The 23,247-nt window shown below is 68.6% G+C and carries 32 protein-coding genes; 3 read left to right on the forward strand and 29 right to left on the reverse strand.

All coding sequences use genetic code 11. The features are described from left to right. Positions 1 to 83: 83 nt before the first annotated feature. From AACH06_RS21355 to nifB, 11 genes are all read right to left on the reverse strand, one after another. A complete protein-coding gene (locus AACH06_RS21355) occupies positions 84 to 464 on the reverse strand; it encodes a hypothetical protein (RefSeq protein ID WP_341427798.1) in 381 nt (126 codons plus the stop codon). 10 nt (positions 465 to 474) lie between these two features. After that, the gene (nifT, locus tag AACH06_RS21360; RefSeq protein ID WP_341427799.1) at positions 475 to 693 is read right to left on the reverse strand and encodes a putative nitrogen fixation protein NifT; all 219 of its coding nucleotides are present in this window, start codon (positions 691 to 693) and stop codon (positions 475 to 477) included. Between the two features lie 26 nt (positions 694 to 719). Further along, positions 720 to 1,886 (reverse strand): cysteine desulfurase family protein, encoded by a 1,167-nt coding sequence (locus AACH06_RS21365; protein ID WP_341427800.1) that lies wholly within the window; start codon positions 1,884 to 1,886, stop codon positions 720 to 722. Further along, a complete protein-coding gene (locus AACH06_RS21370) occupies positions 1,883 to 2,197 on the reverse strand; it encodes a DUF3024 domain-containing protein (protein WP_341427801.1) in 315 nt (104 codons plus the stop codon). The genes AACH06_RS21365 and AACH06_RS21370 overlap by 4 nt, the downstream gene beginning before the upstream one ends. Further along, entirely contained in the window at positions 2,194 to 2,439 is a 246-nt protein-coding gene (locus tag AACH06_RS21375) for a nitrogen fixation protein NifZ (protein ID WP_341427802.1), read from the reverse strand. Before AACH06_RS21375 ends, AACH06_RS21370 begins: the two co-directional genes overlap by 4 nt. A 17-nt stretch (positions 2,440 to 2,456) precedes the next feature. Then, a complete protein-coding gene (locus AACH06_RS21380; RefSeq protein ID WP_341427803.1) occupies positions 2,457 to 2,792 on the reverse strand; it encodes a nitrogen fixation protein NifZ in 336 nt (111 codons plus the stop codon). After that, the gene (locus AACH06_RS21385) at positions 2,785 to 3,615 is read right to left on the reverse strand and encodes a 4Fe4S-binding leucine-rich repeat protein (protein ID WP_341427804.1); all 831 of its coding nucleotides are present in this window, start codon (positions 3,613 to 3,615) and stop codon (positions 2,785 to 2,787) included. Before AACH06_RS21385 ends, AACH06_RS21380 begins: the two co-directional genes overlap by 8 nt. Positions 3,616 to 3,619: 4 nt before the next feature. Beyond that, positions 3,620 to 4,228 (reverse strand): hypothetical protein, encoded by a 609-nt coding sequence (locus AACH06_RS21390; protein ID WP_341427805.1) that lies wholly within the window; start codon positions 4,226 to 4,228, stop codon positions 3,620 to 3,622. A 45-nt stretch (positions 4,229 to 4,273) separates the two neighbouring features. Continuing rightward, entirely contained in the window at positions 4,274 to 4,675 is a 402-nt protein-coding gene (locus tag AACH06_RS21395; protein ID WP_341427806.1) for a HesB/IscA family protein, read from the reverse strand. 58 nt (positions 4,676 to 4,733) lie between these two features. Next, the gene (locus tag AACH06_RS21400; RefSeq protein WP_341427807.1) at positions 4,734 to 4,928 is read right to left on the reverse strand and encodes a 4Fe-4S binding protein; all 195 of its coding nucleotides are present in this window, start codon (positions 4,926 to 4,928) and stop codon (positions 4,734 to 4,736) included. 113 nt (positions 4,929 to 5,041) lie between these two features. Beyond that, positions 5,042 to 6,628, reverse strand: coding sequence for a nitrogenase cofactor biosynthesis protein NifB (gene nifB, locus AACH06_RS21405; RefSeq protein WP_341427808.1), 1,587 nt, complete (start codon positions 6,626 to 6,628; stop codon positions 5,042 to 5,044). Between the two features lie 213 nt (positions 6,629 to 6,841). On the opposite strand from nifB, the gene AACH06_RS21410 reads away from it, so the two are divergent. Continuing rightward, a complete protein-coding gene (locus tag AACH06_RS21410; protein WP_341427809.1) occupies positions 6,842 to 7,261 on the forward strand; it encodes a hypothetical protein in 420 nt (139 codons plus the stop codon). On the opposite strand, the gene cyaY is transcribed toward AACH06_RS21410, so the two are convergent. From cyaY to AACH06_RS21485, 15 genes are all read right to left on the reverse strand, one after another. Further along, entirely contained in the window at positions 7,251 to 7,646 is a 396-nt protein-coding gene (gene cyaY, locus AACH06_RS21415; protein ID WP_341427810.1) for an iron donor protein CyaY, read from the reverse strand. The two genes, AACH06_RS21410 and cyaY, sit on opposite strands and share 11 nt — an antisense overlap. An 8-nt stretch (positions 7,647 to 7,654) precedes the next feature. Beyond that, the gene (gene nifA / locus AACH06_RS21420) at positions 7,655 to 9,358 is read right to left on the reverse strand and encodes a nif-specific transcriptional activator NifA (RefSeq protein WP_341427811.1); all 1,704 of its coding nucleotides are present in this window, start codon (positions 9,356 to 9,358) and stop codon (positions 7,655 to 7,657) included. Between the two features lie 198 nt (positions 9,359 to 9,556). After that, complete coding sequence (locus AACH06_RS21425; RefSeq protein WP_341427812.1) at positions 9,557 to 9,991, reverse strand: RrF2 family transcriptional regulator; 435 nt, start codon at positions 9,989 to 9,991, stop codon at positions 9,557 to 9,559. Positions 9,992 to 10,034: 43 nt separating this feature from the next. After that, a complete protein-coding gene (locus tag AACH06_RS21430; protein WP_341427813.1) occupies positions 10,035 to 10,331 on the reverse strand; it encodes a ferredoxin family protein in 297 nt (98 codons plus the stop codon). After that, positions 10,328 to 11,632, reverse strand: coding sequence for an FAD-dependent monooxygenase (locus AACH06_RS21435; RefSeq protein ID WP_341427814.1), 1,305 nt, complete (start codon positions 11,630 to 11,632; stop codon positions 10,328 to 10,330). Before AACH06_RS21435 ends, AACH06_RS21430 begins: the two co-directional genes overlap by 4 nt. A gap of 14 nt (positions 11,633 to 11,646) precedes the next feature. Further along, a complete protein-coding gene (locus AACH06_RS21440) occupies positions 11,647 to 12,747 on the reverse strand; it encodes an electron transfer flavoprotein subunit alpha/FixB family protein (protein ID WP_341427815.1) in 1,101 nt (366 codons plus the stop codon). Between the two features lie 15 nt (positions 12,748 to 12,762). After that, entirely contained in the window at positions 12,763 to 13,608 is an 846-nt protein-coding gene (locus AACH06_RS21445) for an electron transfer flavoprotein subunit beta/FixA family protein (RefSeq protein ID WP_341427816.1), read from the reverse strand. 11 nt (positions 13,609 to 13,619) lie between these two features. Then, positions 13,620 to 13,958, reverse strand: a complete 339-nt coding sequence (gene nifW, locus AACH06_RS21450) for a nitrogenase stabilizing/protective protein NifW (protein ID WP_341427817.1) — start codon at positions 13,956 to 13,958, stop codon at positions 13,620 to 13,622. Positions 13,959 to 13,969: 11 nt separating this feature from the next. Next, complete coding sequence (gene nifV / locus AACH06_RS21455) at positions 13,970 to 15,121, reverse strand: homocitrate synthase (protein ID WP_341427818.1); 1,152 nt, start codon at positions 15,119 to 15,121, stop codon at positions 13,970 to 13,972. A 1-nt stretch (position 15,122) separates the two neighbouring features. After that, a complete protein-coding gene (locus AACH06_RS21460) occupies positions 15,123 to 15,494 on the reverse strand; it encodes a 2Fe-2S iron-sulfur cluster-binding protein (RefSeq protein ID WP_341427819.1) in 372 nt (123 codons plus the stop codon). Between the two features lies 1 nt (position 15,495). Beyond that, positions 15,496 to 17,418 carry a Fe-S protein assembly chaperone HscA gene (gene hscA / locus AACH06_RS21465; RefSeq protein WP_341427820.1) on the reverse strand — a complete coding sequence of 641 codons (1,923 nt, stop codon included), beginning with the start codon at positions 17,416 to 17,418 and terminating at the stop codon, positions 15,496 to 15,498. Positions 17,419 to 17,444: 26 nt separating this feature from the next. Then, positions 17,445 to 17,768, reverse strand: coding sequence for a HesB/IscA family protein (locus AACH06_RS21470; protein ID WP_341427821.1), 324 nt, complete (start codon positions 17,766 to 17,768; stop codon positions 17,445 to 17,447). Between the two features lie 11 nt (positions 17,769 to 17,779). Further along, a complete protein-coding gene (gene erpA / locus AACH06_RS21475; RefSeq protein WP_341427822.1) occupies positions 17,780 to 18,199 on the reverse strand; it encodes an iron-sulfur cluster insertion protein ErpA in 420 nt (139 codons plus the stop codon). A gap of 58 nt (positions 18,200 to 18,257) precedes the next feature. After that, complete coding sequence (gene iscU / locus AACH06_RS21480) at positions 18,258 to 18,686, reverse strand: Fe-S cluster assembly scaffold IscU (protein WP_341427823.1); 429 nt, start codon at positions 18,684 to 18,686, stop codon at positions 18,258 to 18,260. Between the two features lie 19 nt (positions 18,687 to 18,705). Further along, positions 18,706 to 19,929: an IscS subfamily cysteine desulfurase gene (locus tag AACH06_RS21485; RefSeq protein ID WP_341427824.1), complete on the reverse strand. Its 1,224-nt coding sequence runs from the start codon at positions 19,927 to 19,929 to the stop codon at positions 18,706 to 18,708. Between the two features lie 278 nt (positions 19,930 to 20,207). Between AACH06_RS21485 and AACH06_RS21490 the strand changes: the two genes are divergently transcribed. Further along, positions 20,208 to 20,702: a hypothetical protein gene (locus tag AACH06_RS21490; RefSeq protein WP_341427825.1), complete on the forward strand. Its 495-nt coding sequence runs from the start codon at positions 20,208 to 20,210 to the stop codon at positions 20,700 to 20,702. 52 nt (positions 20,703 to 20,754) lie between these two features. Here the strand turns inward: AACH06_RS21490 and AACH06_RS21495 are convergent, their stop codons facing one another. Further along, complete coding sequence (locus AACH06_RS21495; protein ID WP_341427826.1) at positions 20,755 to 21,111, reverse strand: hypothetical protein; 357 nt, start codon at positions 21,109 to 21,111, stop codon at positions 20,755 to 20,757. Here AACH06_RS21495 and AACH06_RS21500 point away from each other — a divergent pair. Next, positions 21,110 to 21,475 (forward strand): hypothetical protein, encoded by a 366-nt coding sequence (locus tag AACH06_RS21500; protein ID WP_341427827.1) that lies wholly within the window; start codon positions 21,110 to 21,112, stop codon positions 21,473 to 21,475. The genes AACH06_RS21495 and AACH06_RS21500 overlap by 2 nt on opposite strands. Before the next feature lie 163 nt (positions 21,476 to 21,638). Here the strand turns inward: AACH06_RS21500 and AACH06_RS21505 are convergent, their stop codons facing one another. After that, on the reverse strand, positions 21,639 to 22,004 hold the full coding sequence (locus AACH06_RS21505) for a hypothetical protein (RefSeq protein WP_341427828.1): 366 nt from the start codon (positions 22,002 to 22,004) through the stop codon (positions 21,639 to 21,641). A 41-nt stretch (positions 22,005 to 22,045) separates the two neighbouring features. Then, the gene (modC, locus tag AACH06_RS21510; RefSeq protein ID WP_341427939.1) at positions 22,046 to 23,152 is read right to left on the reverse strand and encodes a molybdenum ABC transporter ATP-binding protein; all 1,107 of its coding nucleotides are present in this window, start codon (positions 23,150 to 23,152) and stop codon (positions 22,046 to 22,048) included. Between the last annotated feature and the right edge of the window lie 95 nt (positions 23,153 to 23,247).

Genomic DNA, 23,247 nt, shown 5'->3' on the forward strand with positions numbered 1-23,247 from the left:
GAGGTCGTCGTCATCGGCGACGGCGGGCGATTCGAGAACGGTGAGATCGTCCATGCTGTGCGGCCTCCCAGGTTCCTTGCGGCTCAGATCGCGGCGACGAAGAATCCGGCGGCCTGCCGGGCGTCGTCGGTCACCCGCCAGCAGTGGCCATCGCAGGCGGCGTAATACAGGCGCACCCGCTGCCCGGTGGTGGCCGGTGGCTCGTGTCGCATGTCGAACGCGTCGACGACCACCACGCGCCGGGGTGCGAACCGAAGGCGCAGGGCCTGTGCCGCCGCGCGCACATCGGGCTGCGCGTCGGCGATGGCGAGCGCCTCTGCCAGGCTGTCTGCGTGGCTCTCTACGAGGGTGTCTGCGAGGCTGTCGGTCGAACCATCGATCGACTTGCTGCCGAGCGGCGGGGGCGCCGAGGCCGGGGCCGTCTTGCGATCCACGGCCAGGGGGGAGGCAGGGGGGGCGTTCACCGGGCGCCTCTCAGGCCGCGTCGCCGGCCAGGCGGCGCGCTTCCACGGTGATGGGCAGCCCGGTGCCATCGGCCAGCTCAGGCAGTGCCAGCAGCCACCCATTGGCCAACGTGACGGTGCCGCCCCAAAGGCCCGGCTTTTCCTGCGCCACGATCGGCTCTTCCAGGTCTTTCTTCGGCACGTACGCCGAGAGCACGCCTGCGGCGCTTTTGCGAATCATCACGTTCATCGTCGGCCTTCGAGTGGGAACAAGGGTCAGGCGGCCACCGTCTCGGCAGAGGCCGGCGTGGGCTGCAGCAATGGGGCGATCACGCGACGCGCCGCGGCGATGGTCTGTTCGATCTCGTCGTCGGTGGTGTCGCGTCCGAGCGAGAACCGGATGGCGGCCTTGGCTTGCGCGGCGCCTTCGCCCATCGCCAGCAGCACGTGCGAAGGCTGGGTGCCGCCGGCCGTGCAGGCCGCGCCAGACGACGCCACCACACCGGCGCGCTCGAGGCGGCTCAACACGGGCTCGGCGTCGAGCGTGCCGAAGCGCAGGCAACTGGTGTTGGGCAGGCGGGCAACGCCCTCGCCGTAGATGTGCACACCGGGCAAGGCGGCCCGCAGGCCCGCTTCAAGGCGCGCCTGCCGCGCCTGCAGGCCGGCCACATCGGCCGCCAGCGTGCGCGCGGCGCGTTCGGCGGCCGCGGCGAAGCCCACGATGCCGGGCAGGTTCTCGGTGCCGCCGCGGCGGTGGCGCTCTTGGCGCCCGCTGAGCAGAGCGGGGCATTCGAGGCCTTTGCGCACCACCAGCGCCCCGGTGCCCTTGGGCCCGTGCAGCTTGTGCGCCGAGACCGACCAGAGATCGGCCCCGCTGTCGTCGAAGCGGTGGGCGGTCTTGCCCAGCAGCTGGGTGGCGTCGACATGCAGCAGCGCCCCGGCGCGGTGAGCCAGTTCGGCCAGTTCGCCCACCGGCATCAGCACGCCGGTTTCGTTGTTGGCCCCCATCATGCTGACCAGCGCCACATCCGGCCCGATCAGTCGGCTGGCCGCGGCGATGCTCACGCGACCGTCCCCATCCACAGGGATCAGGTCGACCGGTGTGCCTTCGGCTTGCAGCCGTTGCGCCAAAGCCAGCAGGCCGGGGTGCTCCACCGCGCTGAGCACCAGACGCCGGCGGCCGGTGGTGGCCCCCACCGCCAGCGCGCCCAGCACCGCCATGTGGTTGGCCTCGGTGGCGCCGCTGGTGAACACCAGCTCGGCGCCGCGGCAGCCCACCAGCTGGGCCACCCGTGCCCGCGCGTCGCTCAAGACCCGCCGCGCCGCCTGGCCGGGCTCATGCATCGACGAGGGGTTGGCCCAGGCCTGTTGAAGGCACTCGGTCATTTCCTCCAGCACTTCGGCGGCGGGTCGGGTGGTGGCGTTGTGGTCGAGGTAGATCATTGCCAGTACTCCCGGTGAGGGTCGGCGCACAGATGGGCCAGCAGGGCTGTCAGCGAGGGGGCGTCGTGCTTGTGCCGCCAGCAGCCTTGCCGGTGGTCGCGTGCATAGAGTTGCCAGCCGCCTTCGTCGCGGGGCACCAACCAGGCGATGTCGATCTCGCCGCCCTGCGGATCGATGTTGCGCGAGCAGTTCGGGCTCACCACCTTCCAGCCTTGGCCTTCGCGCAGCACGCGAGGGTGCACGTACTTGTAGCGGGCACGGGCATGCAGCGCCTTGGCGATGCGCGCCGCGTCGAGCGTGAGCACGGTCACCTCGCTGCCTCCGGCGCGATTTCTTCTTCCAGGCAGCCGACCACTGCCAGGCCGAAATCGACCATGTAGACCGGCAGGTTGGCCTCGGCATGGTGGCCCACCTGGACGATCTCGCCCATGCCGCCGGCCGGCACGAGCAGGTGATCTTCGGGTACCTCGGGATGGCTGCCATCGTTGTAGAGGTCGATGGCCGCCACCACCTGCTGGCCCCATTCGAACTTCGGCAGGCGTGGCTCGATCATGGTGGGCGTCCTCGTGGTCATCTCAAGTCCTGAAGCTGTCGTGCCCGATCGCCGAGGCTTTGCAGGACCTCATCGGGCAGGTGGTCGAGCGTGCACAGTTCCTTGGCGCGCATGCCCACGCGGTGGCCCGAATCGATGAACTCGACCGCGTAGATGTAGAACTGCTGCAAGAAGGTGCCGATCGAGGTGACGAAGCCGACCTCGCCCTTGTGGACGAGCACCTCGCCAATGTCCTTGCCGTTGTAGGTGCCGTCGTTGCGAATCACGGTGCGGCTGATCACGCGCTCGCCCATCGTGAAGCGGGGCGGGAAGGCCACCTCCAGTTGATCGTCGTCGCGGTTGATGTCAGCCATGTTCCGGCTCGGTGGTGAGGGGGCTGAGCGGGCCGGCCGCATCGTCGGCCGGCGCGTGCTGGCCGGCCTGCTCGTCCAGGCGCTGGCGGGCACGCTGGCGAATTTCCGGCTCCGGGTCGTGGGTGAAGCGGATCAGTGCGGGGCCCAGGGCGCGGTGGGCGGCCTCCCAACGCACCAGCAGGTCGACGTCATCGACGAAGACCCCCAGCAGGTGCGGCGGCAGCCGCTCGGCAACGAGACGGCGCACGTCGGCTTCGGCGTCGTGCACCAGGCGCCGCAGCGCCGGCATCGCCACGCGGCGCGCCACTTCGCGCCGCACGATCGCGTCGGCGTCGCCGATCAGCGCGGGCAGCAGCGCCTGCGGCAGCCGTCGGGCCACCATGGCCCGCACCTGGTAGTCGTCATCGTCGAGCATCGACGCCAGCAGCTCGACCGCCAGGCACTGCGCCACCCGGATCCGCACTTCGCGGTGTTCGTCGGACCGCATCTCGCGCAGCAGGCGTTGCGGCAGGCGCAGGGCCACCTGCAGGCGCACGGTTTCGTCCGGGTCGTGCATCAGCGCCTTGAGGCGAAACGGGTCGGCATGCCGCGCGGCGATGGCCCGCACTTCGAAGTACGGATGCTGCAGGTGATCGTTGGCTAGCTGAGGGTGCCGATGGAAGAAGCGGTCGATGCGCCGCGCATACGCGTCTTCCACGCAGGCGCTGCCGATGCTGCAGCCGCCATCGGCCTGCAACGCGCGGTGGGCGCAGCGCCCGCAATCGATCGCCCCGCCTTGCCAGTCATGCGCGGGAATGTCGTTCCAGTGCGCGGCGGCGGTCATGGTCTCAGGCTCCGGCCTCGGCCACACGCGCCCAGGCGGCGGCACCGAACACCGGCAGGGCGGGGCCGTCGTCGTCCGCATCGGGTGCGTACAGCTGCCGTTCGTGCCGCTGACGCACCGCTTCCAGCAACGCGCCGCCCACGCAATCCTGCGGATCGAGGGTGCGCAGCTTCGCCAGGGCTTGCCGCGCTTCAGCGCTGTCACCCAGCCGCAGGCTGAGGTAGGCGTAGCCCTTGAGCACGAAGAGATAAAAGCGTGTGGCGGCATCGTCTCGCGCGCCTGGCAGCGGATGTTCGGGCACCTCGCGCCAGAGCGCCGGCAGCCCCAGGCGCTGGGCACCGATGCGCAGCGCCTGCCGCGCGACATCGCGTGCGGCCCGCAGACGGTGGCCGTAGAAGTGGTGACGGTAGAAGGCGATGAGCACGGCCGGGTGCTCCGGCGCCAGTGCGCGCGCGCGCATCAACGCCGCCATGGCCGCCGACGGATCGGCCCGCAGCCGGCCGGCCTCGCGCAGCGCGTCTTCGGCATCGGCTGGCAGGCCTTGGCCGAGGACGGCATCGTCGAAGCCCGCGTGGGCGAAGCGGTCGAGCGTGCTGGCGTGCGAGGGGTTCATGGCTTCAGAACCGGGGGCGGTTCGTTCACGGCTAAGCAGTGCTCTTCAGTGCGCTGTGCTGGCCGACATGCGCTTGATCGACCCCGGCGACACCGTGGCTTCGGCCGGCGGCGCCGCGCTATCGCCCGAGCTCGCGCAGCCGCACGAGGCAGCGCCGGGCTGGGTGATGACGAAGCCACTCTTGGTGGGGGTGTCGGCAAAGTCCATGACACCCCCGTCCAGCAGCAGCCGGCTTTCGGCCGGCAGGAAGAGCTGCACCCCGCCCACGGGCAGCACGCTGTCGCCGGCTTGTGCCGCCGCCTCGATCGTGAACTCGGCGCTGTAGCCCGAGCAGCCGCCCGGCGACACCATCAGGCGCATGCCGCCTTCCGGGTGGGCTGAGAACCGCACCATGCGGCGGATGAACTTCTCCGCCGCGGCGGTGATGGTGACGTTGGGTTGAATCATGGTGTCTCGCTCGTTCGAGTGATGGGGAAGGGGCGGGTCGCGTCAGGCCAGCGTCGCGTCAGGCCGGCTTGATGCAGCCGTCCACCGGGCACACCGCGATGCATTGCGGCGAGTCGAAATGGCCTTCGCACTCGGTGCACTTTTTCGGGTCGATGACGAACGTGCCGCCCTTTTCGCGAATCGCGACGTTCGGGCACTCCGGCTCGCAGGCGGAGCAGCCGGTGCACATCGAGGCAATGATCTTCAGGGCCATGATGGTCTCCAGGTGATGCCCCCGAAACGCCTGACACGGCGTGGGCCCCGTCGAGGGCCGCGCGGCGGGGGCGTCCCGGCGGCGGCGAGGGGCGTTGGTGAACGGGGTGGTGGTCAGGCGGCGGCTTCGAGGCCCGCGGTGAAGGCGCCTTGGCGAATGCGGGCGTCGCCGCGCGGCTGGTGCACCAGCTCGCCGCTGGCGATGCGGGCGCGGTAGCCGGCAAACCACGACAAGGCGGCCTTCTCGATGAACTCGTGGGCGTACTCGTCCACCGGCTCGATGCCGGCGGCTTTCAGCTCATCACGCGGGCAGGCACCGATTTTGGAGACGAGCACCGCGTGGCAGTCGTTGATTGCCTGGACGATGGACGGCAGCTGCTCGTCTTCGCCATAGCCGCCCTGGCAGTACAGATCGACCCGGCGATGGCCGACGAACAACGCTTCGCCCTGGCCCACCTCGAAGATCTGGAACTCGGTGGCATGGCCAAAGTGTTGGTTCACCTTGCCGTGCCCTTCGGTGGCCACGGCGACGAGCACCTTCATGTCCGGATCGACGCCGTCTTCGCCCTGCACGGCGGCCAGTGCAGCCTGCTTCGCCGCGTGTTGTGCCTGGCGTTCGGCCTCGACCTGGTCCTGGTAGGTCTTGCGCTTGTCGAGGTCGTACACCACCTCCATCTGGTCGATCTTGTCGAGGGTGAACTCTTCGCTGCGGTCTTCGCCCAGCAGGCCTACCGCATCGGCACGGCACTGCCGGCAATGCCGCATCAGGTTGGCGCCGCCCATGCAGGCGTCCTGCACGGCTTTCAGCTCCTGGGCGGTCGGGCCACGCTGGCCGGTGAGGCCGAAGTGGGTGCCGTGCTCGGGCTCGGAGATGAGCGGCATGATGTTGTGCAGGAAGGCGCCGCGCTTCTTGACCTCGCGGTTCACCTCGATCAGGTGCTCGTCGTTGATCCCCGGGATCAGCACCGAGTTGATCTTGGTGAGCACGCCGCGGGCGGTGAGCATCTCCAGGCCCAGCATCTGCCGCTCGTGCAGGATCTTCGCGGCCTCGTAGCCGGTCACGCGGCGGTGATCCCAGAAGATCCATGGGTAGATCTTTTCACCCACCGCCGGGTCCACCATGTTGATGGTGATGGTGACGTGGTCGATGTTGTACCGGCAGATGTCGTCGACGAGATCCGGTAGGGCCAGCCCGTTGGTGGACAGGCACAGCTTGATGTCAGGCGCCTGCTCTTGCAGCATGCGGAAGGTGTCGAAGGTCTTTTTCGGGTTGGCCAGCGAGTCGCCGGGCCCGGCGATGCCCAGCACCGTCATCTGCGGTATCTCGCTGGCGACCGCCACCACCTTCTTCACCGCCTGCTCGGGCGTGAGCTTCTGGCTCACCACGCCCGGCCGCGACTCGTTGCTGCAGTCGTACTTGCGATTGCAGTAGTTGCACTGGATGTTGCACGCTGGCGCCACGGCCACATGCATGCGCGCGTAGTGGTGGTGTGCCTCTTCCGAGTAGCAGGGGTGGTTCTTGACCTTGTTCCAGATCTCTTCAGGCATGTCGTCGGGGCCGCCCGACGAGCCGCAGCTCGCCTTGCCCGAGCCACCGGTGGTGCCGCAGCCGCCGGATGCGGCGGTCTCGAGGATCTGGCTGATCGCTTGGCGTGATTTGCCAAGGTCGTTGGCGTTGACGTACGCAGTGTTGGGCGACATCGTCGGACCTCGTCAGTGGGGTGGTGGACGAAGCCTGTATTGCGAGACGCGTGCCAGCAGAAATTCTCGATAAATCAGGCACTTGCGAACAACAGGGGCTGTTGGGATGCCGACAAACCCAACATCGTTGGCGTGCCTGCGACGCACGTCATACCGGGATGGCGACGCGGCACAGCGCTTGCAAGCGGATGCGTGCCATCTCAGGAGTTAGCCATGCAGATCGGAGTCGACAGCCAACGTGCGGTGGAGACCAAACGCGCCTACATCATCGACAGCGACGATGTCGGTGCCACCGGTTTGCAGTTCATGCTGGCGGATGAACTGGAGGTGCATCAGATGGCCGCCTGCGCCGACGCGCTGTCGCGCGCCAGTCAGGCCGTCGATGTGATCTTGCTGGGCGCCGAGGCTGCGGGCGCCGCTGGCGAGGCCGGTCTGCGCGCGCTGTTCGGGGCATTCGAGGGGGTGCCCGTGATCGCCTACGGGCCCGCAGGCGACGAGCGGGTGGCGCAGGCCTTGGCGCTGGGGGCGCGGTCGAGCATCGCGCGGCCCTTCAAGCTCGAGACGGTGCGGCAGAAGGTCAACGCACAGATCGGGCGCCGCGCCGTGCTGACGATCCCGGTCGTCAGGGGGTGAGTGTCGCGGTGCTGGCGCCGACCTCTCCCGGCGGCGAAAAGCGCAGCGGCCGTCCGGCCTGCTCGCTGGCCAGGCGCGACAGCAGCTCGAAGAATTCGCGCCCTTCGCGTTCGTGCCACGCCAGGCCGTCGTAGCGGAAGTGGTAGCCGCCCGCACGCGCAGCGAGCCACAGCTCCTGCAGGGGTGGCTGGGCGTTGACGACGATTTTGGTGCCGGCCGGGAACGCCAGCTCCAGCAAGCCGCCGCTGCGGTGGGCGTCGATGTCGATCACATCCTCTTCAAGCCATCGGTCGAGCGTGGTCTCGATCTGGGCCAGCACGGCGTCGCACAGCCGGCGGTAGTCGGCGTCGCTGAGGGGATCGGGCGGGTGAAGGGGGGCGGGCATGCGGTGGCTCAGAACTTGTGGACTTCGATGTTGTGCTTGCGCAGCGCGTAGCCCAGCTGACGCGGCGTGACGCGCAGCAGCCGGGCGGCCTTGGCCTGCACCCAGGCGCAGCGCTCCATCGCCCAGATCAGGCGCTCGCGCTCGCTGTCGGGCGGGTCGTCGCTGGGCGGCCGCGGCGCCGAGCCGATGTGCTCGGTGGGGCCGATGCGCAGCACCTCGTGGGCGGAATCGTCCGGCACCGTGTCTCGGGGCTCGGCCGGTGCCGGGCGAGGAGACACATGCAGCGGCGTGGGCATGCGGATGGGCGAGACGGCGTCTTCCTTGTCGAGGTGGTGCAGCGTCTGGGTGAGGCAGCGGTTGTGGCGGCACGGGAACGAGATGCCGCGGATCACATCGCCTTGCACCATCGTTGCGGTGCGCTCGATGCAGTTTTCGAGCTCGCGCACGTTGCCCGGCCAGTAGCAGTGGGTGAGCACCTCCATCGCGTCGGGCGAGACCTTGAGGCGGCGGCGGTTCTCCTTGTTGAAGCGATCGACGAAGTGCGCCACCAGCGGCGGAATGTCTTCGCGCCGCTCACGCAGCGGGGGCAGCGTGATCGAGACCACGTTGATGCGGTAGTACAGATCGGCTCGGTACTCGCCACGCTTCACCATCTTCTCCAGATCGCGGTTGGTGGCGCAGATGAGGCGCACATCCACCTTGATGGATCGGTTTCCCCCCACCCGTTCGAATTCGCGCTCTTGCAGCACCCGCAGCAGCTTGGCCTGGAACGAGGGTGAGATGTCTCCCACCTCGTCGAGGAACAAGGTGCCGGTGTGGGCCTGCTCGAAGCGGCCCTTGCGATCGCCGGCAGCACCGGTGAAGGCGCCGCGCTCGTGGCCGAACAACTCGCTTTCCAGCAGCGACTCGGTCAGCGCGGCGCAGTTCACCTTGATGAAGGGCGCGTCCTTGCGTGGCGAGAGGTGGTGGATGGCTCGGGCGATGGCCTCTTTGCCGGTGCCGGACTCGCCGCGCAGCAGAACGGTGGCGCGCGACGGCGCAGCGCGGTGCACCTCGGAGAACACCTGCTGCATCGGACGCGAGCTGCCGACCACGTTGTCCAGGCTGTAGCGGCCGCTCGGCTCGGGAGCGAGGGCTTTCTGCAGCCGGGTGGCCTGCAACTGCAGTCGCTGGTGTTCTTCGGTGACGGCGCGCGACAGCACCACCGTCTGCGCCATCAGCGTGGCGGCCATTGTCATCACGCGCTGGTCGTCGGACAGCCGGGCATTGCCTTCGACGCTGCGTTGGGCGGCCAGCACCCCCAGCACATGGTGCTCGGCCTTCAGGGGCACGACGATGAAGGCCATCATGCGCCCGGCCTGGGCACTGAAGGCACCGGTGCGGTCGGTGAACTCGGCCGATTGGGTGACATCGGGCACCGTGGCCGGCAGGCCCGACTGGTAGACCCGGCCGACGACGCCATCGCCGCTTTGCCACACGCCGCGCTGCAACTGCTCGCGGTTCATGCCCACCGCGCTGTGGATGCGCAATTGCTCGTCGTCGCCATCGGCCAGCACGATCATCGCGCGAGGCAGCCCGATGTGGGCGGACAGCACGTTCAGCGCCTCGCGGAAACTTCGTTGCAGATCGAGCGACGCACTGAGGATGCGGCAGATCTCGTAGACCGTGATCAGCTCGACGTGGGATCGTTCCTGCTGGCTGGCGCGGATCATGGCATCGGCCCTTCCGTCACGGTTGCGCACGCACTGCGTGCATGCGGTTGCATCCCGGTGCAGGTTGCGCGTCGCGCCGGAGCATGGGGGACGCCTGCATCGTGCAACGGCTCCACTGATGCAAAAAGCTCGCCTGTGGCAATGAACCGAACAGGGGCATGCGGGGGCCGGGTGGCGTGCCGCCGCCGATGCCGGCGCTCATCCCGCCGTCGGGCGGGTACGGGCGCGGCGCTCGTCGGCCAGGTCTTGCAGCGTGACGGCGCGCAAGCGCTCGATCAGGGCGGCGTCCAGGCTCATCCACAGTTCGTGCGCAGCGCAGCGGCCGGTTCCGGCGCCACGGCAGTGGCCGCGGCCGCCGCAACCCGAGGTGATGCTGCCGCTGTCGACGGCCGCCACGATGTCGGCCATGTCGATTTCGGCGGCAGGCCGACCGAGCAGGTAGCCGCCGCCCTTGCCGCGCACCACCCGCACCAGACCTTCGCGGCGCAGGCGACTGAACAGAACCGCCAGGTACGACAAGGAGATGCCGTCCATGCCGCCCAGCTGCGCCAGCACCACCGGGCGCTCGCCGTCGTGCAGCGCCAGATGGGTCATGGCGGCCACGGCGTGGCGGCCTCGTGTGGTCAGCCGCATGGCGGGGTGGCTCCGCTGCGGGCTGGCAGACGCCGACAGCGCATCAACCGAACTTGAAGAGGATGCCGTGGCCACCGCGTGGGTACTCCCAGGCCACGTTCGCATGCTCGGTGCAGATCACTCGGCAGCTGCCGCATTCGAGGCAGCCATCGGTGATGAGGGTGACGCCGCCGTTGCCCTCGGCCTTGTAGCAGGCGGCGGGGCAGACGAAGGTGCATTGTTGAGACTCACACTCATTCGCACAAACGCCTGCATCCTTGATCTGGATGTGGGGGCGGCCGTGGTCGACCTTGTAGCGGTTCTGGAAGAGTTTGTCCTCGACATTCACGGCGCTGCTCATCGCGTGGCCCTCCAGAGCTTGAGTGCATCGCTCGCCAGGCCGGTGAGCTTGCGGGCAGCCTTGAAGCTGCCGGTGACTTCGCGCTGCTTGGTCATCTTGTCGACACCGTCGACGGTGAACAAGGTCTTGGCGGCGCGATTGACCAGTTCGGGGTAGGTGGTGAAGAACTGCCGGCTGGTCTCCAGCACTTCAGGCAGGCGGCGGTACTTCTTCAGATCCTTCATCACGAAGCTCTCGTCGAGTGCTTCCTTGTAGGCCCGCAAGCTGCGCGCATCCAGCGGTTTGCCGGCGGCCTTGGTTGCGATCACCGTTTCGGCAGCCAGCCGGCCGGTGGTCATCGCCAGGTTCGAGCCCTCGCGGTGGGCAGCGTTGACGAACCCGCCTGAATCGCCCACGATCATCCAGCCTTCGCCATAGATCCGGGGCACCGCATGGAAGCCGCCCTCGGGGATCAGGTGGGCGCAGTATTCCTTCATCTCGCCGCCCTCGATCAGCGGTGCGATCGAGGGGTGACGCTTGAGCTTCTCCAGCAGCGCATAGGGGGCGGTGCGGCGCGGATTCGCCTGGAAGTCGCTCAGCAGGCAGCCGACGCCGATGGTGAGCGAATCCTTGTTGGTGTAGAGAAAGCCGGTGCCCACCATGCCTTCGGTGACCGAGCCCATCATCTCGATCACCACCCCTTCTTCTTCGCCGACGTTGAAGCGGGCCTGGATGGTCTCTTCCGGCATGAAGAGGATCTCCTTCACCGCCAGGGCCACGCTGCGAGGCTGCAGCTCGCCGTGGAAGCCCGCCTTGCGGGCCAGGGTGGAGTTCACGCCGTCGGCCAGCACCACCACGTCGGCGAACACGTCGCCGCCCAGGCGGTCGCAGCGCACGCCCACCACCCGGTCGCCGTCCAGCAGCAACTGCTCGACGGTGGTCTCGCAAATCAGCAGCGCCCCGGCCTCACGCACCTTCGACGAGAACCACTTGTCGAACTGCGCGCGGATGATGGTGTAGCGGTTGTAGGGCGGGCGGTTGTAGTCTTCGCTGCGAAAGTGCGTGCCGACAAAGCTGTTGTCGTCGAGCATCCACATGCGCTGTTCGATGATGTGGCGCTCCAGCGGCGCATCGTCGCGGAAGTCGGGGATGATGCGCTCGAGCGCATCGCTGTAAAGGATGGCCCCCTGCACGTTTTTCGAGCCGGGGTACTCGCCCCGCTCGATCTGCAGCACCTTGAGGCCCGCCTTCGCCATGGTGTAGGCGGCGGCGTTGCCCGAGGGACCGGCGCCGACGACGATCGCATCGAATTTTTCAGGCATGGTCTCAGCTCCGATCACGCAACCTTGCGGATGCGCTTATCCAGGTGGTTGCGGAAGGTTTGCGTCAGCACGGGCAGCACCTGCATCGCATTGCCCACGATGCCGTAGTGCGCGAAGTCGAAGATGGGGGCGTTCGGGTCGGTGTTGATCGCGACGATCACGTCGGCCCCCTCCATGCCCACCCGGTGCTGGATGGCGCCTGACACGCCGGCGGCGATGTAGAGCTTTGGGCGCACGGTCTTGCCGGTCTGGCCCACCTGCCGTTCGGCTTCGACCCAGCCGGCCTGCACCACCGGGCGGGTCGCGCCCACCTCGGCGCCGAGCACGCGGGCCAGGTCCCAGATGAGGCGGAAGTTGTCTGGCTGCTTCAGGCCCTTCCCACCGGTGACGATGACATCGGCGTAGGCCAGGTTCACCGTGTTGCGGTTGGCGTCGGGGATGAAATCGAGCAGCTTGGTGACGATGTCGGTCTCGATCATCGCCAGCGGCATCTCGACGACATCGCCGGTGCGGCTGTCGTCACGCCGTGGCATCGACATCACGCGCGGCCGCACCGTGGCCATCTGCGGCCGGTAGGCCAGCGTCATGATCGTGCACAGCAACGAGCCGCCAAAGGTGGGGCGGGTGGCGGCCAGCGCGCGCCCGTCGATGTTCAGCTCGGTGCAGTCGGCGGTGAGGCCGGTGCCCAACGTGGTGGCCACCGAGCCGGCGAGGTCGCGCCCCATGGTGGTGGCGCCCAGCAGCATGATCTCGGGCTGGTGGGTGTTGACCAGGTCCGTCAGGCCCTTGGTGAAGGGCTCGTTCCGGTAGCCCTTGAGCACCGGGTCTCGCACCACGTAGCAACGGTCGGCGCCATACGCGTAAGCCTCGCGGGCGTAGCTGTCCAGCGGGTCGTCGGGGGCGCCCAGCAGCACGCCGGACACGTCCACCTGCAGCTTGTCAGCCAGTTGGCGGGCCGCGCCCATCAGCTCCCAGCTCACCGGGTGGACGTGGCCGCGGTCGTGCTCGATGAACACCCACACGCCCTTGTAGGCCTTGAGGTGTTCGGGCAGCTCGGTGTTGCGGCCCGCGCGGCCCGCGGCCTTGGGCGCCGCGGGTTTGGGTGCTTCGCTCATGTCCAACTCCTCGGGTTAGCTCAGGCGCTCGACCAGTTCGTCTTCGAGCTGGGGGTGCGCGGTGAAGATCTTCTGCAGCAGGTTCAGCGCCGCGTCCTGGGCGCTGCTGTCGGCCACCACCTGGATGTCTGCCTTCTCGGTGCGTGGGGTGGGGCCGAAGACCTTGCTGACGATGGTGGGCGAGCCCTTCAGCCCGATCTTGGTGAGGTCTTCGATGCCGGCATCGTCCTTGTTCCACTTGCGCACCGCGAAGCGCGCGGCGCGCAGCATGTCGTCCAGAGACGCGAACCGCATCTCGTTGGTGCCTTCGAGCATCGTGATCAGCGAGGGCAGGGTGGTGTCCAGCACCTGCACGCCCCCTTCAGCACGGCGCTCCACCCGCAGCCGCCGCGCGTCCAGATCGACATCGACGATCCGGCTGACGTAGGTCAGCAGGTTCAGCCCCAGCCGCTTGGCCACGCCGGGGCCGACCTGGGCGGTGTCGCCGTCGATCGTCTGTTTGCCCGTGAAGACCAGATCCACCGCCTGCTCTTCGCCGATCTTGCGGATGGCGGCGGCCAGCGCGTAGGAGGTGGCCAAGGTGTCGGCGCCGGCGAAGGCGCGGTCGGTCACCAGCACCGCGTCGCTTGCACCGAAGCTGATGCACTTGCGCAGCGCCTCCTCGGCTTGTGGCGGGCCCATGCACAGCATGGTGACGCGACCGCCAAAGCGGTCCTTCAAGCGAAGGGCCTCTTCCAGCGCGAACAGGTCGTAGGGGTTCACGATGGCCGGCACCCCCTGTCGCATGATGGTGTTGGTGACCGGGTGCACCCGGATCTGGGCCGAATCGGGCACTTGCTTGATGCAGACGACGATGTGCATGGCGGATTCCTTCAGGCGGCCCGCTTGTCGGCGAGGCTCTGGCGCAGCGTCGTGAGCGACACGTGCTGGGTTCCGCCGGTGTCCTGGAAGACCTTGAAGACCTTCTCTTGTGCGGCGGTCGAGGTGGTGAAGTCCTGGTAGGCCTGCTGCAGCAGTTCGCGGTAGCGCCGGAACATCTCCACGTCTTCCAGGCCTGCCAGGCCCTCGGCCCGGTGCAGGTACTGATAGAAGCGCTTGAGGATGTGCAAGCGGTTCACGTGCACCACCCGCTCGTCATAGGGGATACCGAAGAATTCGAGGAACTCGTTGGCGCTGGACAGCGCCTTGAGCCGTTGGGTCAATCCGTCCATCGGGGCCTCCGTCAGTTCACCAGCCCGGCCAGCGGCAATACGCCGATGTACAGGCGCTCCAGTTGGTCGTCGCTCGGCGCGCGCTTGATCGCCGTGGCATGCGCGCGGATGCGTTCGAGCAACAGCGGTACGGCCTCGTCCGGCAGCGGCAGGCCGAGCCGTTGGCATGCCGCCCGCACCCCGGCGGCGCCCGAGTGCTTGCCCAAGACCAGGCGGTGCTCGCGCCCGACCTCGGCCGGGTCGAAGGTCTCGTAGTTGCGGCGGTCTTTCAACAGCCCGTCGACGTGGATGCCGGACTCGTGTGAGAACACGGCCTCGCCGACGATGCACTTGTTGGCGGCCACCGGCCGGCAGGCCGCGCCGGCCACCCGCTGCGACAGGGCGGGCAGGGTGCGCGTGTCCACACCGGTCTCGACGCCATACAGGTGCCGCAGCGCCATCACCACCTCTTCCAGCGGCGCATTGCCGGCCCGTTCGCCCAGACCGTTGACGGTGACGCTGGCATGGGTGGCGCCGGCGTGAAGCGCCGCGAGCGTGTTGGCGGTGGCCAGGCCCAGGTCGTTGTGGGCATGGATCTCGATCTCGAGATCGCATTCGCTGCGCAGCGATGCGATGCGGTCGCGGGTGGTGAAAGGGTCCAGCAGGCCAAGGGTATCGGCGTAGCGCACCCGCACGGCGCCGGCCCGTTGGGCGGTTTCCACCACGCGCAGCAGGAAGTCCGGGCAAGCGCGCGACGCGTCCTCCAGGCCCACGCTGGGGGTGAGGCCGGCGTCACGTGCGGCGGCCACGCAGCGCTTCACCATCGCGAGCACCGCCTCTCGACCCTGCCGCAGCTTGTGGGTGATCTGGATGTCGGACACGGGAACCGCCAGATGCACCAGGTCGGCATCACAGCGGGCGGCCAGGCGCAGGTCGATCTCCGACATGCGGGCCCAGACCATCGTGCGTGCGCGCAGGCCGCTGCGGGTGATGGCACGGATCACCGCCACCTCGGCATCGCCCATCGCGGCGATGCCCACCTCCATCTCCGGCACGCCGGCGTCGTCGAGTGCGCGTGCGATCTGGAGCTTCTCTTCATCGGTGAACGCCACACCGGCGGTCTGCTCGCCGTCGCGCAGCGTGGTGTCGTTCACCGTCACGGGCCAGGCCACCGGGTCATGCATGTCATTGCTCCCGTGCGTGGTTCTTGGTGTAGCGGGGCAGCTCGACCACCAATTCACCGCCGCGCAGCTTCACGCAGCAGGCCAGGCGAGATTGGGCGTCCAGGCCCCAGGCCTCGTCCAACTGGTCTTCTTCCTCGTCGTCGGCCGGCGCGAGCAATTCGCCGCCGGCGCGGATGTGCACATGGCAGGTGGCGCAGGCCCCCACCTTCTCGCAGGCGTGCTCGATCGCGATGCCGTGATCGAGCAGCGCGTCGACCAGCTTGCGGCTGCCCAGGGTTTCGAAGGCCAGGCCTTGCGGGCACAACCCCGGGTGGGGCAGCACGCGCACCTGGGTGGTGACGTTGGTGGTGGGGCGGGGGGGGGGGCGGCTCATCTCACACCCCCAGTTGTTCGAGGTGTCGGCCGGCCAGCGCGTCGCGCACACGCTGGTTCATGCGCCGGGCGGCGAAGGCGGTGGTGGCGTCGTTCAGCCCGTCGGTCTCGCGGCGCAGGGCGTCGCGCAGTGCCTTTTGCTCGACGAGCGTTCCGCCTTCACTCACGGCGCACTGCTCCAGCAGGTCAGCCACGCCCTGCATGGCCTTGAGGATCTGGAACTGCTCTCGCGGCACCAGCAGCGTGCCGTCTTCGCGCAGCGCCGCGTCCACCGCGTCGAGCAGGCGGCGGGCCTCGACCTCGGCTTCGCGCAGCATCCGCGCGGCGGCGTCGGCATCGGCGCTGTCGAGTGCGCTGCGCAGCATCGCGGCCACCGCGTCGTGCTCCAGGCCGTAGCTGGGCTTGACCTCGACGTGCGCCTGTACGCCGGTGGCCTGCTCGCTGGCGCTGACCGAGAGCAGCCCGTCGGCGTCGATCTGGAACGTCACACGGATGCGGGCGGCGCCGGCCACCATCGGTGGGATGCCCCGCAGCGTGAAACGCGCCAGTGAACGGCATTCACCCACCAGCTCGCGCTCGCCTTGCACCACGTGGATGGACATGGCGGTCTGGCCGTCCTTGAAGGTGGTGAAATCTTGTGCCCGTGCGGTGGGCACCGTGGTGTTGCGCGGGATGATCTTCTCGACCAGGCCGCCCATCGTCTCGATGCCCAGCGACAGTGGGCACACGTCCAGCAGCAGCAGACCGGCGTCCGCGGCATCGCCACCGAGAACCCGGTTGCCCACCAACTGGTCGGCCTGGATGGCCGCACCCAGCGCCACGGCCTGATCCGGGTCGATGTCGGTGTAGGGCTCCCGGCCAAAAAACTGGGCCACGGTGCGGCGAACCAGCGGCATGCGGGTGGCGCCGCCGACCAGCACCACGCCCTTCACGTCAGCGGGCCGAAGGCCGGCATCGCGCAGCGCGCGCCGGACCGGGCCGAGGGTGCGCTCGACCAGCCGCACCGTCTGCGCTTCGAGGGTGGCGCGCGTCAGCACGGCGGTCTGGGTGGCGCCATCGTGGCGCGTGCAGGCCATGGCGGATTCGGTCTCGCTGCTCAGGGCCTCCTTCACGCGGCGGGCGGCAGCCAGCAGTGCCGCGCCGTCGCGTTCGCTCCAGGTGAAAGCCGGGTCCTGCTCACAGAACCAGCGCACCACGCAGGCATCGAAGTCGTCACCGCCTAGCATCGCATCGCCGTTGGTGGCCAGCACCTCGAACACTCCGCGGGACAGCCGCAGGATCGACACATCGAAGGTGCCTCCACCGAGGTCGTACACCGCATACAGGCCTTCGCTGGCCGTGTCCAACCCGTAGGCGATCGCCGCGGCGGTGGGCTCATTGAGCAGCCGCAGGACGCTGAGGCCGGCGCGTTGGGCGGCGTCCTTGGTGGCCTGGCGTTGCGCGTCGTCGAAGTAGGCCGGCACCGTGATCACCGCGCCGGCCAACTGGCCGCCCAGCGACGCTTCGGCGCGCTCGCGCAGGGCGCGCAACACCTCGCAGCTCACGTCCACCGGGCTCTTCAGGCCTGCTCGGGTGGCCACGCCCACCGCCTGGGCGCTGAGTGCGCGCAGCGGATAGGGCACAGTGCCCGGGGCGATGTCGGCAGCGCTGCGGCCGATGAGGCGCTTGACCGAGGCGATCGTGTTGTGCGGATCGGCAGGGGCGCGCTCTCGGGCTGCGTCGCCCACCAGCACCTCGCCGCTGGTCCCGTAGTGGACGACCGACGGCAGCAGCGCGCGGCCGTTCGAGTCGGCCAGCACGGTGGGAACGCCGCTGCGCAGCGTGGCGACGAGTGAGTGCGTGGTGCCCAGGTCGATGCCCACCGCCAGGCGGTGCTGGTGGGGCGCGGCCGAGCGCCCGGGTTCGGCGATTTGCAGGAGGGCCATGGCGCGCTGCCGTCTTGGGGTGGGTGTCAGACCGCGAAACTCTCGCCGCACCCGCAGGTGGCCGATGCGTTCGGGTTGTTGAACTTGAAACCTTCGTTCAACCCCTCGCGTACCCAGTCCAGCTCGGTGCCGTCGACCATTGGGAGGCTTTTCGGATCGACGAGCAGGCGCACGCCTTCGCTTTCAAAGCTCAGGTCGTCGGGGGCGGGCGCATCGGCGAACTCCAGCGCATAGGCGTAGCCAGAGCAGCCGCTGGTCTTCACGGCCACGCGCAGGCCGAAGCCGTTGCCGCGCTGCACCAGCGCCTTGCGGATCTGGTGGGCGGCCTTGGGGGTGACACTCAGGGACATGATGGCCTCCTTCAGACAGAGAACGAGCTGCCGCAGCCACAGGTGCTGGCCGCGTGCGGGTTGCGGATCACGAAGCGCGAGCCTTCCAGCCCCTCCTCGTAGTCGATCTCGGCGCCGGCCATGTACTGCAGGCTCGACGCATCGACGAGCACCTTGATCGCGCCGGCTTCCACACAGGTGTCGTCGGCCTTGATCTCGTCGTCGAAGGCGAAGCCGTACTGAAACCCTGAGCAGCCGCCGCCGCTGACGAAGATGCGCAGCTTCAGGTTCGGGTCACCCTCTTCAGCCAGCATCTCGCCCACCTTGCGCACCACGGCATCGCGCACGACGAGGGGCGTGGCGCCTTCGGGCAGCACGAAGGGCGTGGCAGGCGTGATGCTCGCCGATGAGCAGGAAGAACCGGCTTGCGGTTGCGATTGGCAGGCGGACATGGGCGGGGCTCCTTGCAGACGAGGGTTGGGCCGTGGAGTGGCGCTCTGGGGTGGTGGGTCAGGCCGCGGCCTGGGCGGGCTGGCAGGCGGCGTGTTCGAGGCGGTCGGTGTGGCGCAGTCGGTAGTCGGCAACCGCGGCCTTGATCGCGTCTTCGGCGAGGATCGAGCAGTGGATCTTCACCGGCGGCAGGGCCAGTTCTTCGGCGATGGCGGTGTTCTTGATGTCCAGCGCCTGCTCCAGCGTCTTGCCCTTGACCCATTCGGTGACGAGCGAACTGGAGGCGATGGCCGAGCCGCAGCCGTAGGTCTTGAACTTGGCGTCTTCGATCAGGCCGGTGCTGGGATTCACCTTGATCTGCAGGCGCATCACATCGCCGCAGGCGGGCGCACCGACCATGCCGGTGCCGATGTCGTCGTCCTCGTTCGCAAAGGCGCCGGCATTGCGGGGGTTCTCGTAGTGGTCGATGACTTTGTCGCTGTAGGCCATGGTGTTCGCTCCTTGGGAATCAGTGTTCAGCCCATTGCACGCGGCTCAGGTCGATGCCGGCGCAGTGCATGTCCCACAGAGGGCTCAGCTCACGCAGCCGATGCACCGTGTCGCGGACGCGCTCGATGGCCACGTCGATCTCGGCCTCGGTGGTGAACCGGCCCACCGAGAAGCGGATCGAGCTGTGCGCCACCTCGTCGGGCAGGCCCAGCGCGCGCAGCACGTAGCTCGGCTCCAGGCTGGCGGAAGTGCACGCCGAGCCCGAAGACACCGCGATGCCCTTCATGCCCATCAGCAGGGATTCGCCTTCGACGAACGTGAAACTGACGTTGAGGTTGTGCGGCACGCGGCGTTCGAGGTCGCCGTTGACCTGGATCTCCGGGATCGACTGCAGGCCGGCCAGCAGGCGGTCGCGCAGGGCACGCATGCGCTCGCTCTCGATGCCGATCAACTCACGGGCCAGGCGGTAGGCTTCGCCCATGCCGACGATCTGGTGGGTGGGCAGGGTGCCCGAGCGCATGCCACGTTCGTGGCCGCCGCCATGCATCTGCGCTTCGATGCGCACGCGCGGCTTGCGCCGCACGTACAGCGCCCCGATGCCCTTGGGCCCGTAGGTCTTGTGGGCGGACAGGCTCATCAGGTCGACCGGCAGTGTGTCCAGGTCGATGGCCACCTTGCCGGTGGCCTGCGCGCCGTCGACATGGCACAGCACCCCGCGGCTGCGACACAGTGCGGCGATCGCCGGGATGTCCTGGATCACGCCGATCTCGTTGTTCACGTACATCACCGACACCAGGATCGTGTCGGGCCGGATCTCGGCGGCCAGCAAGTCGAGATCGAGCAGGCCGTTGGGCTGCACGTCGAGGTAGCTCACCTTGAAGCCTTCGCGCTCCAACTCGCGCATGGTGTCGAGCACGGCCTTGTGCTCGGTCTTCACCGTGATCAGGTGCTTGCCCTTGCCGGCCCGAAAGCGCGCGGCGCCTTTGATGGCGAGGTTGTTCGACTCGGTGGCCCCCGAGGTCCACACGATCTCGCGTGCATCGGCACCGATCAACGCGGCCACATGCTCGCGGGCAATCTCTACCGCCTCTTCAGCGGCCCAGCCATAGGCATGGCTGCGTGAGGCCGGGTTGCCGAACTGTTCGTACAGGTACGGCACCATCGCGTGCACCACCCGCGGATCCACCGGTGTGGTGGCCGCGTAGTCCAGGTAGATCGGTCGGGCATCCAGCTTCAGATCCATCATGTGACTCCGGCTCAGGGCTTGTACCCCTGCATCTCAAGGACCGTGCCAGCCGCGCCCAGGAGAAAAAAGCCGTTGTGGATCATTGGCTTGGCGCATTGGCGAGGCGTTTTGTGGGGTGTGGAAGAAGCCCGACGCGATGTCGCAGTGCTGTCGGTTTTGTCGCATCACCGACGAGGGCCCTCGGATGTCGCACCGGGCACTCCGCCGCGCACGACAGCGCCGACGCGCATGGCATCAAGCCTGCTTGCCGATGCCAGGCATTCAGGAGCCTCGACATGAACCTGTTCACCGGCGAGTCGGCCGATGAGTTCTTTGGTGGTGACGTGCCGGCGACGGTGCGCCAGATCCTGCATCGCGCGGCCCAGGCGCCTCGCACGGAGGTGGGCTCACTGCTGTGGACGGCGCAGCTCGTCGCGCCCGATGGACTGCCGGTGTACTACGCGCTGTACAAGCATCACGCGTCGCAGCGTGAGTGGACCTGGGCCGAGCGGGCCGCGCGCCGAGGGTTGGTCGAAGCGGCGCGGCAAGCCGGTTTGCCGGCCGATGAATGGCAGGTGCAGCCGGGCCACCCGGCGGCGACCTTCCGTGACAACGGCCCGGCGCGGTTCTGGCTCTTCACGCTGAAGGCCCTGGCCTTCCTCGCGCTTCGCCAGCAGCGACTGAGCGAAGCGCGGGAGTTGCTGGCGCACATCCAGCGGCTTGACCCGGAGGCGCGCATCGGCGACGACGTGATCGCGTCGCTATTGCGCTCCATGGGCCCCGACTTGTGAGGAGCGACCGGTGCCGTCGAGAGATGAGTGAGGAGCGTGCGGGCGGCTGGGTTCAACCCCAAACGTCGAACAACTGCGGCAGCGACGGACGGTAGAAGCGCAGCCAGCTGAGCGTGGCCGGCGCCAGCGAGCGGGCGGCGAACCACAGCGCCTCATCCTGCGCGCGCCCCGGTCGGGCCAGGGCCGCTGCCACCGTGCGCCAGCCCGCCCAGTCGATCTCGGGCATGGGCCCCTGGGCCTGCGGCTGCACGGCGGCCAGCGTATCGGCCATCAGCGCCAGCTGCCGCTGGACCTCGGCGCGGGTCAGCCGCGAGCGGAGTAAATCCGCTTCGTCGAGCGTGTCGGTGAGCGTCAGCACCGCTTCGGCTGCGCACTGGATCACGCTCAGCAGGGGTGCGGTGAGTTGCATGGGTCGATCATCCCAAAGTTGGCCCGCGAATTGCTGGGTATCTCGCATCGATGGCCAGTCCATTTCACTGGACCAGGAGCAGTACCCGATGCGCAGTGACAGCCTGACCCTTTTCGCCCACACCGGCCTTACCAGCCATTCGGCCCCGGCGGCGGCCTTGTCCGCCCCGATGTCGACCTGCTACGAGGTGCGTTTCCGGTCGCTGTTCCATGCCGGCCGGGGCGTCACCTTCCCCTGCGATGCGGACGGGCAGGTGCTGCTGGAGGGCTTGAGCGAGCGGGCACGGTCGGCCTACCACCGGGCGCGTGCACTGGTGGGCAGCGAATACGCGGTGCCCGAAGTGCAGCGCTGCCACGGCCGCTGAGCCCAGCCCTGCCCGCCACCGGGTGCCCGGCGCGGGCCGTGACTGGGCGATTTGTTGAGCGGAGCGTTGGCAGAGGCTGCGGCACCGGCATCGGCACATGATTCGGCAAAAGCGACGGCATGCGCACGCTCCAGGCTGGCGGCGGGTGCGCTGCGCTCGGCCATCACAGCCTGGGGATCTGCTGCGGGGGCACCACCTCGAAGCCGCTGTCGCACGCGCCGCGGTTGCAATGCGGCTCGCCCGCCAGGGATTGCACCCGGCGCAGCCACTGGCCGTCTTGCTGGCGCCAGGCCTCGAAGCTTTCGCTGCGCAGCATGCGCATGAAGGGCTGGTCTTCGTCGTCGAACTGGTAGTCCCACTGCGCGTAGTGGTGACGGTAGTAGCACAGCCGCCCGTGGACGTCGTAGCCGCGCCATTTCGAGGCGGGCACGCTGTCGTCGTGGTGCGATTCCATGCGCACGGGCCAGCACACGGCGGCGTGCAGCTCGGCCGGCAGTCGGGCCTGCCAGGATTCGTCATTGCGTTCCATGCCGATCGTTCCTTGTTGTCTCCAATGGGGCGGCGCTCTGTTCAGGTCGGCGCGCAGGGCCGCATGAACGAGGCACTCTTGACCTGTGCGAACAGCGCTTCACCAGGTTGCAGTTGCAGCGCTTCCAGAGAGCGCCGGGTGATGCGGGCGATCAGTTGGGCCGCAGGGCGTGAGGTCGCTGTGGCGGAAGGCGCGTCGTGTCCCAGGGACAGCTGCAACAGCGCCATCGACCCCTCGCCGCGCCAGCCGCACAGCGTGACCGGCAGCACATTCAAGATGCTGGTGTCGCGTGGCGCGCTGCGGGCCACGCTCACATCGCGCGAGGGCACCCTCACGCGCACCTCGGCACCCACCGGCTGCGCGATGCGGCCGACCCACAGTGCACCGCCGCGCAGTGCCACCCGCGTCAGTTCGAACCGCTCGTCATGCTCGACGATGCGGCCGGACAGCACCGCGCCGCCGGCCTCGTCGGTGGCCAAAGGCAGGTCGTGGCGGCTGAGCAGATCGTCCAACGGGCCGGCAGCCCGAACCCGGCCCTGCTCCATCACGACCAGGTGGTCGGCCAGGCGCGCCACTTCGTCGGCCGCGTGGGTGACGTAGACGATGGGCATGTCCAGCTCGAGGTGCAGGCGCTCGAGGTAGGGCAGGATGTCGGCCTTGCGGGGCGCATCGAGGGCGGCGAGTGGTTCGTCCATCAACAGCAGCTGCGGGCTGGTGAGCAGCGCGCGGGCGATGGCAACCCGCTGCCGCTCACCGCCGGAGAGCGTCTCGGGACGTCGGGGCAGCAGGGGCTCGATGCCCAGCAGCTCGATCGCCTGGTCGCGGGCGGTCAAGCGGCGGCCCGGGGCGATACGGCGCCAGCCGTAGTCAAGGTTGCGCTCGACGCTGAGGTGAGGGAAGAGTGCCGCTTCCTGGATGACATAGCCGATCGGGCGCCGGTGGGTGGGCACGAAGAGGCGCTGCGCGTCGTCTTGCCACAGTTGATCGCCCAAGGCGACGCGGCCCGAGGCCCGCTCCAGCCCGGCGAGCGCCCGCAGCACCGTGGTTTTGCCGCAGCCCGAGGGCCCGAACAGCACGCTGATGCCGCGGCCGGGCAGTCGCGCATCGACCTGCAACTCGAAACCGGGTCGAGACAGTGAAAGCGCCATGTCGAGCGGGCCGGGCCGCGCGACGGCACGCGGCGCGCTGCGCTCACCTGTCGCGCCCGCGGCCAACCCGCGCCCGCCGAGCGCCAGGCGCGTGG

It is taken from the genome of Ideonella lacteola, from assembly GCF_038066555.1.
GTDB classification, from domain to species: Bacteria; Pseudomonadota; Gammaproteobacteria; order Burkholderiales; family Burkholderiaceae_C; genus Ideonella; species Ideonella lacteola.